This window comes from Nocardioides sp. NPDC000445, from assembly GCF_040300245.1.
Taxonomy (GTDB): domain Bacteria; phylum Actinomycetota; class Actinomycetes; order Propionibacteriales; family Nocardioidaceae; genus Nocardioides.
On record NZ_JBEPDH010000009.1, the window covers coordinates 195,777 to 208,850 of the forward strand.

Annotated in this window: 15 protein-coding genes and 1 other RNA gene; 7 read left to right on the forward strand and 9 right to left on the reverse strand. The window is 67.6% G+C overall.

The features are described from left to right. Positions 1-225: 225 nt before the first annotated feature. A complete protein-coding gene (mobF, locus tag ABT304_RS14495; protein ID WP_350716072.1) occupies positions 226-2,862 on the forward strand; it encodes a MobF family relaxase in 2,637 nt (878 codons plus the stop codon). 102 nt (positions 2,863-2,964) lie between these two features. Here mobF and ABT304_RS14500 read toward each other — a convergent pair whose 3' ends face one another. Then, positions 2,965-3,702, reverse strand: coding sequence for a helix-turn-helix domain-containing protein (locus tag ABT304_RS14500; RefSeq protein ID WP_350716074.1), 738 nt, complete (start codon positions 3,700-3,702; stop codon positions 2,965-2,967). Positions 3,703-3,827: 125 nt separating this feature from the next. On the opposite strand from ABT304_RS14500, the gene ABT304_RS14505 reads away from it, so the two are divergent. Together ABT304_RS14505 and ABT304_RS14510 are read left to right on the forward strand one after the other, a co-directional pair. Next, a complete protein-coding gene (locus ABT304_RS14505; protein WP_350716076.1) occupies positions 3,828-4,055 on the forward strand; it encodes a helix-turn-helix domain-containing protein in 228 nt (75 codons plus the stop codon). Positions 4,056-4,153: 98 nt separating this feature from the next. Further along, on the forward strand, positions 4,154-5,299 hold the full coding sequence (locus ABT304_RS14510; protein ID WP_350716078.1) for a tyrosine-type recombinase/integrase: 1,146 nt from the start codon (positions 4,154-4,156) through the stop codon (positions 5,297-5,299). Between the two features lie 2 nt (positions 5,300-5,301). Here ABT304_RS14510 and ABT304_RS14515 read toward each other — a convergent pair whose 3' ends face one another. The 4 genes from ABT304_RS14515 to ABT304_RS14530 form a co-directional block, all read right to left on the reverse strand. After that, on the reverse strand, positions 5,302-5,739 hold the full coding sequence (locus ABT304_RS14515; RefSeq protein WP_350716080.1) for a PIN domain-containing protein: 438 nt from the start codon (positions 5,737-5,739) through the stop codon (positions 5,302-5,304). Then, positions 5,736-6,035, reverse strand: coding sequence for a hypothetical protein (locus tag ABT304_RS14520; protein ID WP_350716082.1), 300 nt, complete (start codon positions 6,033-6,035; stop codon positions 5,736-5,738). Before ABT304_RS14520 ends, ABT304_RS14515 begins: the two co-directional genes overlap by 4 nt. A 169-nt stretch (positions 6,036-6,204) precedes the next feature. Continuing rightward, positions 6,205-6,558: RNase P RNA component class A (gene rnpB / locus ABT304_RS14525), an RNA gene on the reverse strand. A 13-nt stretch (positions 6,559-6,571) separates the two neighbouring features. Further along, positions 6,572-6,763: a DUF1918 domain-containing protein gene (locus ABT304_RS14530; RefSeq protein ID WP_141794223.1), complete on the reverse strand. Its 192-nt coding sequence runs from the start codon at positions 6,761-6,763 to the stop codon at positions 6,572-6,574. 87 nt (positions 6,764-6,850) lie between these two features. Here ABT304_RS14530 and ABT304_RS14535 point away from each other — a divergent pair, with 87 nt between their 5' ends. After that, positions 6,851-7,276, forward strand: a complete 426-nt coding sequence (locus tag ABT304_RS14535; protein WP_350716084.1) for a tetratricopeptide repeat protein — start codon at positions 6,851-6,853, stop codon at positions 7,274-7,276. 41 nt (positions 7,277-7,317) lie between these two features. Then, positions 7,318-7,629 (forward strand): 4a-hydroxytetrahydrobiopterin dehydratase, encoded by a 312-nt coding sequence (locus ABT304_RS14540; protein ID WP_350716086.1) that lies wholly within the window; start codon positions 7,318-7,320, stop codon positions 7,627-7,629. A gap of 6 nt (positions 7,630-7,635) precedes the next feature. Here ABT304_RS14540 and ABT304_RS14545 read toward each other — a convergent pair whose 3' ends face one another. Genes ABT304_RS14545 through ABT304_RS14555 form a run of 3 tightly spaced genes read right to left on the reverse strand, consistent with a single transcriptional unit; the run spans position 7,636 to position 10,825 of the window. Beyond that, positions 7,636-8,397 carry a transglutaminase family protein gene (locus ABT304_RS14545; RefSeq protein ID WP_350716088.1) on the reverse strand — a complete coding sequence of 254 codons (762 nt, stop codon included), beginning with the start codon at positions 8,395-8,397 and terminating at the stop codon, positions 7,636-7,638. Positions 8,398-8,411: 14 nt separating this feature from the next. Beyond that, on the reverse strand, positions 8,412-9,341 hold the full coding sequence (locus tag ABT304_RS14550; protein ID WP_160022128.1) for an alpha-E domain-containing protein: 930 nt from the start codon (positions 9,339-9,341) through the stop codon (positions 8,412-8,414). Further along, positions 9,341-10,825, reverse strand: a complete 1,485-nt coding sequence (locus tag ABT304_RS14555; protein ID WP_350716090.1) for a circularly permuted type 2 ATP-grasp protein — start codon at positions 10,823-10,825, stop codon at positions 9,341-9,343. The genes ABT304_RS14550 and ABT304_RS14555 overlap by 1 nt, the downstream gene beginning before the upstream one ends. A 75-nt stretch (positions 10,826-10,900) precedes the next feature. Here ABT304_RS14555 and ABT304_RS14560 point away from each other — a divergent pair, with 75 nt between their 5' ends. After that, positions 10,901-11,110 carry a hypothetical protein gene (locus tag ABT304_RS14560; protein WP_160022132.1) on the forward strand — a complete coding sequence of 70 codons (210 nt, stop codon included), beginning with the start codon at positions 10,901-10,903 and terminating at the stop codon, positions 11,108-11,110. A 20-nt stretch (positions 11,111-11,130) separates the two neighbouring features. Here the strand turns inward: ABT304_RS14560 and ABT304_RS14565 are convergent, their stop codons facing one another. Further along, positions 11,131-12,345 (reverse strand): PQQ-dependent sugar dehydrogenase, encoded by a 1,215-nt coding sequence (locus ABT304_RS14565; RefSeq protein WP_350716092.1) that lies wholly within the window; start codon positions 12,343-12,345, stop codon positions 11,131-11,133. Positions 12,346-12,391: 46 nt separating this feature from the next. On the opposite strand from ABT304_RS14565, the gene ABT304_RS14570 reads away from it, so the two are divergent. Continuing rightward, the gene (locus ABT304_RS14570) at positions 12,392-13,039 is read left to right on the forward strand and encodes an ion channel (protein ID WP_350716094.1); all 648 of its coding nucleotides are present in this window, start codon (positions 12,392-12,394) and stop codon (positions 13,037-13,039) included. Positions 13,040-13,074 lie beyond the last annotated feature (35 nt).

Consider the following 13,074-nt stretch of genomic DNA (forward strand, 5'->3'; position numbering starts at 1 on the left):
GCCCTTGCCTGAGTCGCACCTCGGACTGGTCCAGGTGACCCGGAACCCATGACGGTTACTGACGGTTCGTAGCTACCGCTCGATCACTCGCACCGAGAGATGCCTAACGAACCGAAGATCGTCGGCACGCATGCTACGCATTTCCGTAGGAAAACCACTTATGACCTGCGGTTATGTGGTTCTTGACGGTTGTTGATGGAGGTGCGCTGGGGCGTGCATGGTGGGGTGAAGTTCTACACCGGGCGTGCGGTGGATGCGCGCCGCTACGTCGAGTCGGATGCCTTCGGGGCCGACGACTACTACCTGGGCGAGGGCTCGGGCGTGGCTGACCGGTACGTCGTCACTGGTTCTGCGGTTGTGCGGGCGGCGGCGATGGACGCGGAGACCTACGAGCGCTGGGTGGCGGGTTACGACGTCGAGACGGTGAAGGCGAAGGGGCGGCTGCGCACGGACTCGAAGGGCGTGAAGTTCGTCGAGGTGACGGTGAACGGGCCGAAGTCGTGGTCGCTGGCTGCGGCTGCACATCCGGATGTGTCGGTGGCGTACGGCGCTGCGCAGCTTCGAGCGGCAGAGCAGATCCTGGCGTGGGTGGGGGAGCATGCAACGACTCGGGTCGGGCCGCGGGGACGTCAGGTGCAGGTTCCGGTTGAGCAGCTGGAGGCGGCGGTCGTGGCGCATCGCACGTCGCGGGCAGGGGATCCGCATTGGCATCTGCATCTTCAGGTGTCGTCGCGGGTGTGGGCGGCGGGGACGTGGCGGGGGCTGCACACGGTCGGGTTCCGGGAGAGCATCGCGGCGATCAACGGGATCGGCCATGCGGCGGTGATGACCGACCCTGGGTTCCGGGCTGCTCTGGCGGCGCATGGCTATCACGTGGATCTGGAGTCGGGGGAGATCGTGGAGCTGGAGGCTTACGGGGAGGCCTTCTCGGCTCGGTCGACGCAGATCGGGCACAACCTCGACCGTTATGAGACTCAGTGGCGGGGTGAGCATCCGGGGGAGGAGCCGGGGCTGCGGCTTCGGCAGGCGTGGGACCGTCGGGCGTGGGCCGACGAGCGTCCGGACAAGGTAGTGCCCACCTCGGGTGCTGCCTTGGAACAGCACTGGAGGAGCGAGCTTGCTGAGCTCGGGTTCCGTCCGCCTCGGCACAGGGCAGAGTTGCCGGCGCCGCGGTCGGGGATCCTTGACCTCGACGGGATGGCGGCCGAGGCGTTGAGTCGACTGGGTGCTCGGCGGTCGGCGTGGAGCAGGGCAGACATACGGGGAGCGGCCGAACAGCTCATCTCCGAGAGCGGTGTGGTGGCCGCGCACGCGGTCAGGGGCGAGTTGGCCGTCGACCTGACCGCGCGGGTCATCGCCGCGTCGGTGCCGCTGGTCGGTCGCGAGGATGTACCTGTTGATGTTCGTGCGCTGACATCGCCGCGGGTGGTGGCGGTCGAGCGGCATCTTGTGAGGCAGTTTGCGGGCCGCGTTGAGGGGTCGGGGCGACCGATTGATCTGCGGCGGGCATCGCGCTGGCTCGGCGCTCTGGGGCGAGACCAGACCGCAGCCGTGGCACATCTCGCGGGGAGCCAGCAGCTCGTTGTCATTGAGGGTGCGGCAGGAGCGGGCAAGACGGCTGCGCTCGCGGCCGCGCGAAGGATTCAGGAGGTGCAGCGACGGCGGATGGTGGTGGTCTCGCCTACCTTGAAGGGGGCCAAAGCCGCCGCCGGGCAGGTGGGCGCGTCTGCGTATTCGGTGGCCTGGATGCTGCGACAGTACGGTTTCCGATGGGATGACCACGGGCATTGGCAGAGCGCCGAGGCCAACCCGCACCCTGCGGTGCGGCTACGACGAGGCGATCTGCTGGTGGTCGATGAGGCGGGCATGCTGGACCAGGACAGTGCGGTCGCGCTGGTGCAGATCGCGGATGCCACCGGGGCACGGCTGGCACTGATCGGCGACCGGCATCAGCTGCCCGCGGTCGGTCGGGGCGGTGTGCTCGATCTTGCCTGCCGTTACGCCGGCAACAGCCACGTCGACCTGGACTCGGTTCGGAGATTCGTCGATCCCGAGTACGCCGAGCTCAGTCTTCGGATGCGGGCCGGGAAACGGCCTGAGGCCGTCTTCGACCGCTTGCTTGCGCGCGGCGAGATCGTCGTGCACGCTTCCGAGGTCGAGCAGATCGCGGCGCTGGCTGACGTCGCCACCACGGCGGAGAACGGCGTCGCAGTGGTTGCGGACACCCGAGATCAGGTCGCTCGGATCAACGGCCTGGCTCGTCGAGGTCTGTCGGACGCGGTCGATCGAAAGGACAGGTTTGCCACGCGGTCAGGCGAGCGGATCGGCATTGATGATCGAGTCGCGACGCGTCGCAACAATCCCGACGCCGATGTCGCCAACCGTGAGGTCTGGACCGTGCGCAACGTCGATCGGAAGGGTGTCGTCGTCAAGGGTGCGGCCGGTCGCCGTCGTTTGTCGTGGGAGTACGCACGTGAGCATCTCGAGTTGGCGTACGCCACGACGACTTACGGCGTGCAGGGCGACACAGTCTCGGTCGCCCATGTCGCGGTCGGCATGCACACGAGCGCGTCATCGGCGTACGTCGGCATGACCCGCGGCCGTGACCGCAACATCGCTCACCTGGTCGCCGACTCGGTCGAGGATGCCCGAGATCAATGGACCCGGGTCTTCAGTCGCGATCGCGCCGACCTCGGCCCGACCCACGCCGCGCAGCGCGTCGGTGAGGACCTCGAGCGCTTTGGCGCGCTCGCGCCAAGGCAAGGAGCAGCCCCGCGCCTCCGGGGGCATCGACACTCAGGCGACGTCCCGGCGTCCCGTTCGGCCGGAGCTGACCGAGGCGGGCCGGGACTCGGCTTGTAAGCTCACACGCCGTTCGGTGTTCGATCAATACCGTTGTCAATCCTCCAATATCGGGGCGGGTTCCAACGTACGCGAGGTTCGAACGGCTCGACGGGCGGCCCGCTATCCCCAGGGGTGGCCGTTGACGGGATCGGCCCGGCGCCTGGGCGGTGGCGGCGGGGGTGGGGGCAACGCGTCGCGCGCGCCGATGCGGACCGTGGCGGTCCTGCTGGGATTGCTGCTGTTGACGAACGCGTCCCAGAGCATCTCGACCGACGGTCCGGCCATGGCCCACTTGATCGCGGGGCTCCAAGCGCTTCGGACGGCCGCGGGCAGGTCGAGCTCGTCCCACAGATCGACGAGCAGGGCGCCGTCGAGCCAGCGGATCATGGACTCGGGCAGGGCGCGGCGGATCAGGATCTCGTACGCTCGGGCGCGGTCGGTGCGGTTGCTGAGGTGCCACTGACTTTGTTCGGTGTGATTGATCAGGTCCGGCACCCGGAGGGTGGCGAAGCAGTCGGGCGGGCCGACGGTCCAGAGCATGTTGGGGAACCAGAACGCTTGTACGCCGCGTACCTTGCGCTCCTCGAAGTCGACATAAGTCGAGAAGGAGAGGTTGAGCCCGGCAGCCCGGAGAATGCGTACGGCGACGTTGAGCGATGGCGACTTGGTGCCGCGCTCGTAGGCGGACAGTGTGGCCTGGGACGTGCCAGCCAGCTCGGCGAGCTGGGTCTGGGTGAGTCCTGCGGCTCGTCGGGCTGTCTGAAGAATTGTCGCCCCGTCGATGTGCCCAGGATATCCGATCGGATACGGACGCCTGATTGGATCTACGACCGTTCCGAAGACCGGCCAGACGTACATCTGATCGGACGTACACCTCCAGTCGGATCTAAAACAGGGGTCTGCTGGGGAGCCCTGCACACCTACCTCCTGCACTCGAGTACCGCCGCCATCCGGGCGGTGGACGTCGATGACAGGAGATGAACATGACCACGAGCCAGATCCCGTTCTCCGAGCGGGACAACGAGGAGATCCTCACCTTCACCGAGGCGGCTGAGATCCTGCGTACGTCGGAGAACACCCTGCGGTGGTGGCGCCAGCGCAGGACCGGTCCGAGGTTCTTCAAGATCGGCCGCCGGCTGGTCACCACCGTCGGCGACCTGCGCACCTTCATGCGCGAGCAGCGCCGGGCAGCGACGCCGCTGATCCGGTGAGCCCAATCGGTAGGCGTCGTCTCGAACGGCTGTTCGGGACAACGCCTACCCTGAGGGACATGGATGAGAACGCCAACCACGAGGAGAGTAGGTGAGCAATGGCCACGATCCGCAAGCACACCGCGAGGTGGACGACCAAGGAGGGCGAGGTCAAGACCAAGGTCCGCTGGCGTGCGGTCTACGTCGACCGAGCCGGCGAGGAGCACGTCAAACACTTCGACCGAAAGACCGAGGGCCAGGACTGGATCGATGAGCAGACCGCAGGGCTGGTCCGCGGCGACTGGGTCAACCCCGAGCTCGGCAAGCAGACCTTCAAGGCGTACGCCGAAGCCTGGCGTGCCCGACAGGTCCATGCCGAGTCGACCAGAACGACCTTCGAGATCGCCCTCAACGCCCACATCTATCCGAAGATCGGCGACTGGCGGATCGACTCGATCCGGCAGGCAGACGTCCAGGAGCTGGTCGCCAAGTGGTCAGCCACCGCGGCACCGACCACCGTGCATCTGCGTTACGGAGTGCTCGCCATCGTCATGAAGGCGGCCGCCAAGGAGCGAGTGCTCGCCGGCTCACCCTGTGAGGGCACCCGGCTGCCCCGCCTGGACCCCAAGTCGGCGCTGGTCCCGATCACGACCGACGTGGTCAAGGAGCTGAGCGAGACGATCTACCCGCGCTACAAGAACTTGATCACTGTCTTGGCCGGTACCGGGATGCGTCGCGGCGAGATCCTCGGTCTGACGGTTGACAGGGTCTCGAAGGACTTCAACACCGTCCGGGTCGACCGCCAGCTGCGTACGACCGAGCCGACCTGGAAGCCGCCGAAGACGCCGTCGAGCGTGCGGACCATGGCAGTGCCCGACATCGTGCTCGAGGCCATCGAGGACCAGAAGACGACCTACGGGATCCACAAGAGCGGCCTGATCTTCACTAACTCCTCGGGCAACCCGATCGGCAAGAGCACCCTGTGGATGGCCTGGAACACCGCCGCCAAGAAGGTCAAGACCGACGCGACGCCGCACGATCTTCGGCACTATTTCGCCTCGATGCACATCCGCGCCGGCACGTCGATCAAGGCGCTCCAGGCCCTCCTTGGACACAAGAACGCAGCCGAGACATGGGACACCTACGGGCACCTGATCGGTGACGAGGACGAGACCGTACGTGCCGTTCTTCAGGCAGCTCTCGCCGGACCTGTCCTCAAATCTGTTTCAAGCGTCCCTGGTGGTCGGCGAGCAGCAGGTTCCTAGCCCTACCAGACGAAGGAGATGTGATCCTCATTCTGCAGCAGCTTGTCGGCAGTGACGATGTCGGCACCGAGTTCGATCGCCGTCGCCAGAATGACACGGTCACCCGGGTCGTTCGGGCCTTTGCTGCGGGGAAGCGCGCCGGTTCCGAGGTGGACGATGATCGCCGCGGACATGTCGGCCACGGTGAAGACTGACTCGTCGCTCGTGATCTCGGCGACGATCGCGTCGTGGAGCTCGGGGGAGATGTGGCCCTTGCGGGTCGCCGGCTTCTCTGCGGCGTAGCGAAGCTCGAGAAGCGAGTACGCGCTGACGTGCAACGGCTGTCCAGCATCGACGGCGTCGCGCATCCGGTTCGCTGCGACCTCGGAAAGCCGCGGGCTATCGAGCACCCACCAGATCACGGCATGCGTGTCGATGACCAGCGGCTTGAGATCGATCACTGGGTCCACTCGGACTCGGCTGTCATCTCCTCGCGGATCGCGCGGATGTCGTCAGTGCCGAAGTCGTCGGCGAGATGCGCAAGGTGGGCGAGCGCGCCGCGTTCGCCCGGGCGGCCGGAACCACGGCTCTGGTCACGGATGGCTCGGCGGACGGAAAGGTGGACGACGTCCCCGGGCCGTGGTTCGTGCCCGAGCTGCGCGGCGATCTTGGCGGCCGATGCGTCGGTCAGCTGCAGATGGCCGCGGTCGGTGAACGTCGCGTCCACCTCAACCGGATCGAGCGCTGATTCGCTCATGATCCCTCGCCCCTTTCGTCGCCGACTCCCATGTCACTGGTGTCCCTGATGAGTCTACGGGACCGGGGTCCGTCGAGGGTGTCACCGAACCTGTTTTACTTCTAGACCGGACAGTAACCGGACAGTAGAGCACCCCGAAAAGTAAAATACCAGGTCAGAACCATAAAAACGGACGGGCTGGCCTGTAAGCCGGGTTCTGTAGTCGGCGACCATCCATCTCGGACCATCGTTGCCGATGGCCTCTAGCAACCTACCCGCGCACTCGGGCGGACCGCCCTCGAACGTACGCTGTCTGGTCTTGCTCCGGGTGGGGTTTACCTAGCTCCTCGTGTCGCCGCGAGGACTGGTGGGCTCTTACCCCACCGTTTCACCCTTACCGCTACCTGGAGGGTAGCGGCGGTCTGTTCTCTGTGGCACTGTCCCGCGGGTCACCCCGGGTGGCCGTTAGCCACCACCCTGTCCTGTGGAGCCCGGACTTTCCTCGACGTCCCCAAGGGAACGACGCGATCGCCCGGCCAGCCCGTCCGCACAAAAGTCTAGTGCGAGGCGGGCTCGATGTGGGCATCCGGACCGGGGAAGACGAGCGACTCGTGGTCGCTGTCGCTCCAGCGTACGAGGTAGGGCGGGCTGCCGTCGGGGTGGCTGACCTCGATGATCTCGGCCTCCCGAACGTGGTCCCCGACGTGCTGGCCCGCCACGACGAGGTGGTCACCTACTGATGCGTGCATGCGCGTTCACCTCCTCACCGTCACCATGGTGCTCCCGTACAGGTGTGGATGGAATACCATCTGGGGGTATCACGTTCGGAGGGTGTGATGACGGAGAACGAAGAGTTCGAGTACGTAGCCCCGGCTGTGGTCTTCCCGGGCCAGAGCGCCCACGAGGTGGCCTACCGGACGGCCCACGACCTGCTCTCGCGGCGCTTCCCGGTGGAGGCGCTGGAGATCCTGGAGCCGGCGCTGGCCGACGACCCCGACAACTTCGGGCTGCGCAGCATGCGGGCGTGGGCCTACATGCTGCGGGCCCAGCTCGCCAGGGCCGAGGCGGAGCTGCGCTGGCTCGTCGAGCGCGATCCCAGCGACGCCTGGAGCCAGCACTCGCTGGGTCGTGTCCTGGAGCGCCAGGACCGACTCGAGGACGCGCTCGGCCCGCTGCGCCTGGCGGCCGTGATGAGCGACGACTACGACCATCACGCAGCCGTCTACCGCGTACGCAACCGGCTCGCGCAGCGCGAGGGGTGACCGGCGTGGCGCGTCGCCCACGGCGATGGCAGGGTGGAGGCATGGAACCTGACACCACGACCCTCACCGCCGAGCAGGTCGCCCAGGAGCAGCTCGACGGCTGGACCTTCGACACCAGCGGCGAGGCCGACAGCATCGTCGCCCGCGTGGAGACCGGTGACTTCATCACCGGTCTCGCGCTGGTCAACGCGATCGGGGCGAAGGCCGAGGAGGCCAACCATCATCCCGACATCGACCTGCGCTACCCGTACGTCGAGATCCGGCTCAGCAGCCACGACGCCGGGGGCGTCACCAGCCGTGACATCGCGCTGGCGAAGGTGATCAACGGGCTCGCGGCGGAGAGCACGCTCTGAGCCGGGCTAGGCGAGCCGGGTCATCTCGACGGTGACCTCGACGACCGGCTTCTCGGGGCCCGAGTAGATCCCGCCCAGCGGCTTGACGTCGGTGTGGTCACGGCCCGTGGCCACACCGACGTACGCGTCGCCGGGCTCGGTGCCGGTCATCGGATCGACCCCGTGCCAGCCGTTGTCCCACCACTCCACCCAGGAGTGCGCGCCGCCGGGGTAGACGTAGCCGGAGACGTAGCGTGCCGGGATCCCGACCGTACGTAGCGCGCCCAGCAGCTGGTGGGCGGAATCGATAGCCGGGTAGCCGGTGGCCCTGGATTCGATAGCGATCTCCTGCGCGATCGCCAACGCTGCCTCGCCTGGAGACCCGGCGTCGGCCGCGATCGACTTGGCGACTCCCGCGAGTGGCTCAGAAGGTGTCACCAGCTCGGGCAGGCCCAGGAACTCGACGTACCTGTCGGCGACCTCAGGCCGACCGGCCTCCTCCCAGGTGAGCACAGGCGCCGCCCCGGGCTTCCGGTCGACGTGGACGGTGCTGGTCGCGGAGACCTTCAGCCGACGGTGCGCCTCGAGCACCTCGATCGCGGTGACCTCGTTGCCGAAGTAGTCCTTGTACTCATACGTCCACGGCTTGGGTGAGACGTCGATCCGGTGGTGGACCACGATCTGGTCGGGCGTGGTCAGGGGAGTCAGCCGCGCCTGGTTGTAGGAGGCGACCGCCGGCCCGTCGTAGGCGAACGTCGTGGTGTGCACGATGCGGAACTGCATGCTCATCTCGATCAGACTCCTCAGACCGGCTGCCAGGCCAGTGCCTCGGCACCGGCGAAGTAGCGCTTGGTGACCGCCTCGGTGGCCTCGGCACAGGTGACCTGGAGCCGCTCCATCTCGGCGGGCAGGTCCGCCAGCAGATCGTGGAGCGAGCGATACTCCAGCGAGGCCCGCATCCGGCCGATCAGCCGGTGGGCCTCGTCGGTGAAACCGGCGCGGCGGGTCGTCCCCTCCAGCGTGTCCAGGGCCAGCTCGGCCCGCTGCAGCGCGTGCACCACCGAGCGCGGGAAGATCCGGTCCAGCAGCAGGAACTCGGCGGCCGCCTGCTCGGTCTCGACCCCCTTGTTGACCCGCAGGAACGCGTCGTACGCCCCACAGGCGCGCAGCGTCGAGTTCCACTGCGAGGCACCGCCGGCGCTCGTCAACGAGGTGGTCGCGACCAGCCGCGACGTCATGTCGGCGCGCTCGACGTAGCGTCCGAGCATCAGGAACTGCCAGGACTCATCGCGCATCATCGTGGCGTCGGCGGTGCCGTTGATCTGGGCGACCCGGTCACGCACCCAGCCGAAGATGAACGGGGCCCGCATGTGCTTGAACTGGCCGGCCGGGATCGCCCGGTAGGTGGTGTTGAGTGCCTCCCACAACGGCACCGAGAGCGTCTCCCGGGCGCCACGCGCCGACTCCCTGGCCGCGCCGAGCGCGTAGGCCATCGAGGTCGGTGCGGTGGTGTCGTACGCGAGCATGTCCAGCATCTGCGGCAGCCCGACCTTCTCCTCCTCGGAGAGCTCGATGCCCATCACCGCGAGCAGCGAGCGACAGGCGGTCTCCTCGTCGGTGGCGGCGTCCTCGAGGATGTGCTGGGTCTGTACGTCGAGGATGCGCGCGGTGTCCTCGGCGCGCTCCACATAGCGCCCGATCCAGAACATCGACTCGGCGATGCGACTCAGCATCACGCAACCCCCTGCGTTTGAGACTGACTCCGGCTGTGTGGCCGAGAGGACGTCGGTCCGGCGAGCACCCAGGTGTCCTTCGAGCCGCCGCCACGGGAGCTGTTCACGATCAGCTCGCCCTCCGCGAGCGCCACCCGAGTCAGGCCACCGGGAAGAACCCAGACCTTGTCGCCATCATTGACCGCGAACGGCCTCAGGTCCACATGCCGCGCCCCGAGATCGCCATCGGTGAAGGTCGGAACCGTCGAGAGCTGCACCACCGGCTGCGCGATCCAGGAGCGGGGGTCGTCCAGGATCTTGCCGCGCAGCACGTCCAGCTCGCGCGCGGAGGCCGCCGGCCCGATCACGATCCCCTTGCCGCCCGAGCCGTCGACGGGCTTGAGCACGAGCTCGTCGAGCCGGTCGAGGACCTCCTCGCGTGAGGACGCGTCGCCCATCCGCCAGGTGTCGACGTTCTTGATGATCGGATCCTCCGCCAGGTAGTAGCGGATGATGTCGGGCATGTAGGTGTAGACGAGCTTGTCGTCGGCGACGCCGTTGCCGACCGCGTTCGCCAGCGTCACGTTGCCCATCCGGGCGACGTCGATCAGCCCGACGCAGCCGAGCATCGAGTCCGGCCGGAAGTGCACCGGATCGAGGAACTCGTCGTCGATGCGCCGGTAGATGACGTGCACCGGGGCCAGCCCCTTGGTCGTACGCATCAGCACCTGCCCGTTACGGCAGACCAGGTCGCGCCCCTCGACGAGCTCGACCCCCATCGTGCGGGCCAGCAGCGCGTGCTCGAAGTAGGCGCCGTTGTAGACGCCAGGGGTCAGGACGACCACGGTGGGGTCGGCGACACCGGCGGGAGCGGCCGCGCGCAGCGCCGCCAGGAGCTTCTGCGGGTAGTTGGCCACCGGCCGGATCCGGTGCTCGGCGATCGTCTCCGGGAGTGCGGCCGAGATCGCGCGACGGTTGGTCATGACGTACGAGACACCCGACGGGACCCGCACGTTGTCCTCCAGCACGCGGAACTCGCCGGTGTTGTCCCGGACCAGGTCGATGCCCGAGACCTGGATGCGTACGCCGTTGGGCGGATGCACCCCGGCGGCCGCGCGGTGGTAGTGGCTGGAGGTGGTGATCACTTCGCGCGGGATCACGCCGTCGTCGAAGACGTTGCCCTCGTCGTAGATGTCGGCGAGGAACAGCTCCAGCGCCTTGACTCGCTGCTGGACGCCCTTGTCGATCGTCGCCCAGGTGTCCCGCTCGATGACCCGTGGCACGATGTCGAGCGGGAAGGCCCGCTCCTCTCCGCCGATGTCGAAGGTGACGCCCTGGTCGAGATAGCTGGCCTGCATCGCCTCGACCCGGCTGATCAGCTCCGCCGCGCTGAGCCGCCGCAGCGAGTCGCCGAGCCGTTGATAGGGAGGTCGGAGCTCGCTGCCGACGAACATCTCGTCATAGGCCGGATCCCGCGTCTCGTAGGCGTCGAACATCTGGCTCATGGGGGCAACCTACTGAAATCCGTGTAACAGCGCTGTTGCCCACGCGAACATCTCGCTCAACGGTAGGTTTGTGACATGAGCGACGAGCACGCGGGCGAGTACTACTACTGCCTCAAGCACAAGACCGTCGAGCCGTACCAGGGCTGCAAGGCCAAGGACCGTCTCGGTCCCTACGCCTCCCACGCCGAGGCCTCCCGTGCGCTGGAGCACGTTCAGGAGAACAACGAGCGCTGGGAGAAGGAAGACAAGGCCTGGGAGGGCGACGCGGGCACCGAGGACAAATGATCCTCAGCTTCGGGTGGTCCTCAGCGTGGGGTCACCCGGAGCAGCACGTCCTCGCCGCCGTTGTCGGTGGTGATCAGCAGGTCGCCGTCGGCGGCCAGCGAGACCGTACGCAGCCGCCCGTAGTCGTGCATGACCTCGGGTGATCGGTCGTCGGTGAGCTTCCCGGACTCGTCGAAGGAGATGATCCGCAGCTCCTGGTCCTTGAGCACGGCGACCGCCAGCGCCCCGCCGTAGGCACCCCACCGCTCCTGGACCGGGATGAAGGTGCCACCGCCGGTGGCGACGGTCGGGTTCCCGGATTCCCAGGCCGCCTCGATCTGCTCTCCGGGCAGGTCCTGGTCGGTCATCGGCACCGACTCGTCGTAGCCCGCACCGGGGTTCCAGCCGTAGTCTCCGCCGAGGGTGATCTCGTTGACCTCGTCGTCGCGGTCGGGGCCGTGCTCCATCGACCAGATCGTGCCGTCTGCTCGCTCCGCCAGACCCTGTACGTTGCGGTGGCCGAAGCTCGTGATGAACCGTCGCGGCCCCTCGTCACCGGCCCACGGGTTGCCGGGCCACGGCTTGCCGGTCTGCGGGTCGAGCCGGAGGGTCTTGCCGCCCAGGGAGTCGAGGCTGCGCGGGTTCTCCTCGTTGGCGGCGTCGCCGGTGCCGACCCACAGCGCACCATCGGCACTGATCAGCAGCCGGCAGCCACCATGGCGCCCGGAGCTGGTGGGGAAGCCGTCGATCAGCGTCCGCTCCTGGGTGGCCCTGGTCAGCCCGGCGTCGAGGGTCCAGGAGATTACGCGTACGTCCTCACCACCGTTCCACCCCTGGCAGGTGTAGATGCGCCGGTTCTCGGCGAAGCCGGGGTCGACCTCGAGACCCATCAGCCCGGTCTCACCGGAGACCCAGATGTCGTTGTCCTCGAGCGTGATCTCGCGCCGCTCGCCGCCCTCGATCAGCGACAGTACCGCCCGGTCGCGCTCGGTGACGAGGAAGCGGTCCTCGCCGATGTCGGCCACGTCCCAGGGATGGTCGAGCTCGTCGTTGACCACCTCGACATCGAGCCCCGGGACCCGGTCCGACGTCGGCAGCACAGCCGCGGGGGCCGATGCGGAGGCGCTCGCGGAGGCGCTTGGCGAGCCCGACGGGTTCAGCGGTGGGGGAGTGGAGGCGGGAGTGGAGTCTCCGGCGCATGCGGCGGTCGAGAGCCCGAGAGTGATCACGGAGGCGAGGGCGATGGCAGCGCGCATGGTGCCGACGGTACTGGTCGGGTGGGCTCTAGGGTGGGCGGTTGTGATGAACGTGATCAGGGCGATGCGCGAACACCCTTCCGCCGTACTCCTGCTCGGACAGGTGGTGGCGATCCTGGCCTACCCCTTCCTCGACAGCTCGACCGCCGGCCGCGCCGCGCTCGGTGTGCTGCAGCTGCTGCTCCTGCTGGCAGCGGTCGCGGCGGTACGCATGACACCAGCCTTCTCGTGGGCGGCCATCATCTTCGGCGGACCGGCGATGATCTTCGCGGTGTGGGAGTCGGTCGCGCCGAACGAGGGCTGGGTCGTGCTGACCTCGGCCTTCTTCCACGTCCCGTTCTACCTGTTCGTCTCCTACGCGATGATCCGCTACCTCTTCCACGACGACGTGGTGACCCGCGACGAGCTCTTCGCGACCGGTGCCGCGTTCACCGTGGTCGCCTGGGCCTTCGCCTATCTGTACGCGGCTATCCAGGTGATCTGGCCCGGCTCGTTCGGCGACCACCGGCAGTGGTTCGACCTGCTCTACCTATCGTTTACCACGCTGACCTCGGTCGGCCTCTCCGACATCGTTCCCGTGCTCCCCAACGCCCGATCGATGGTGATGCTCGAGCAGATCGCGGGGGTCTTCTACGTCGCCATGGTGGTCGCCCGCCTGGTCGGGCTCGCCGCCGCCAGGGCGCGACGTGTGTAGCCGGCGGAGTCCGCGAAGTGGTCGACCCGAGCCGG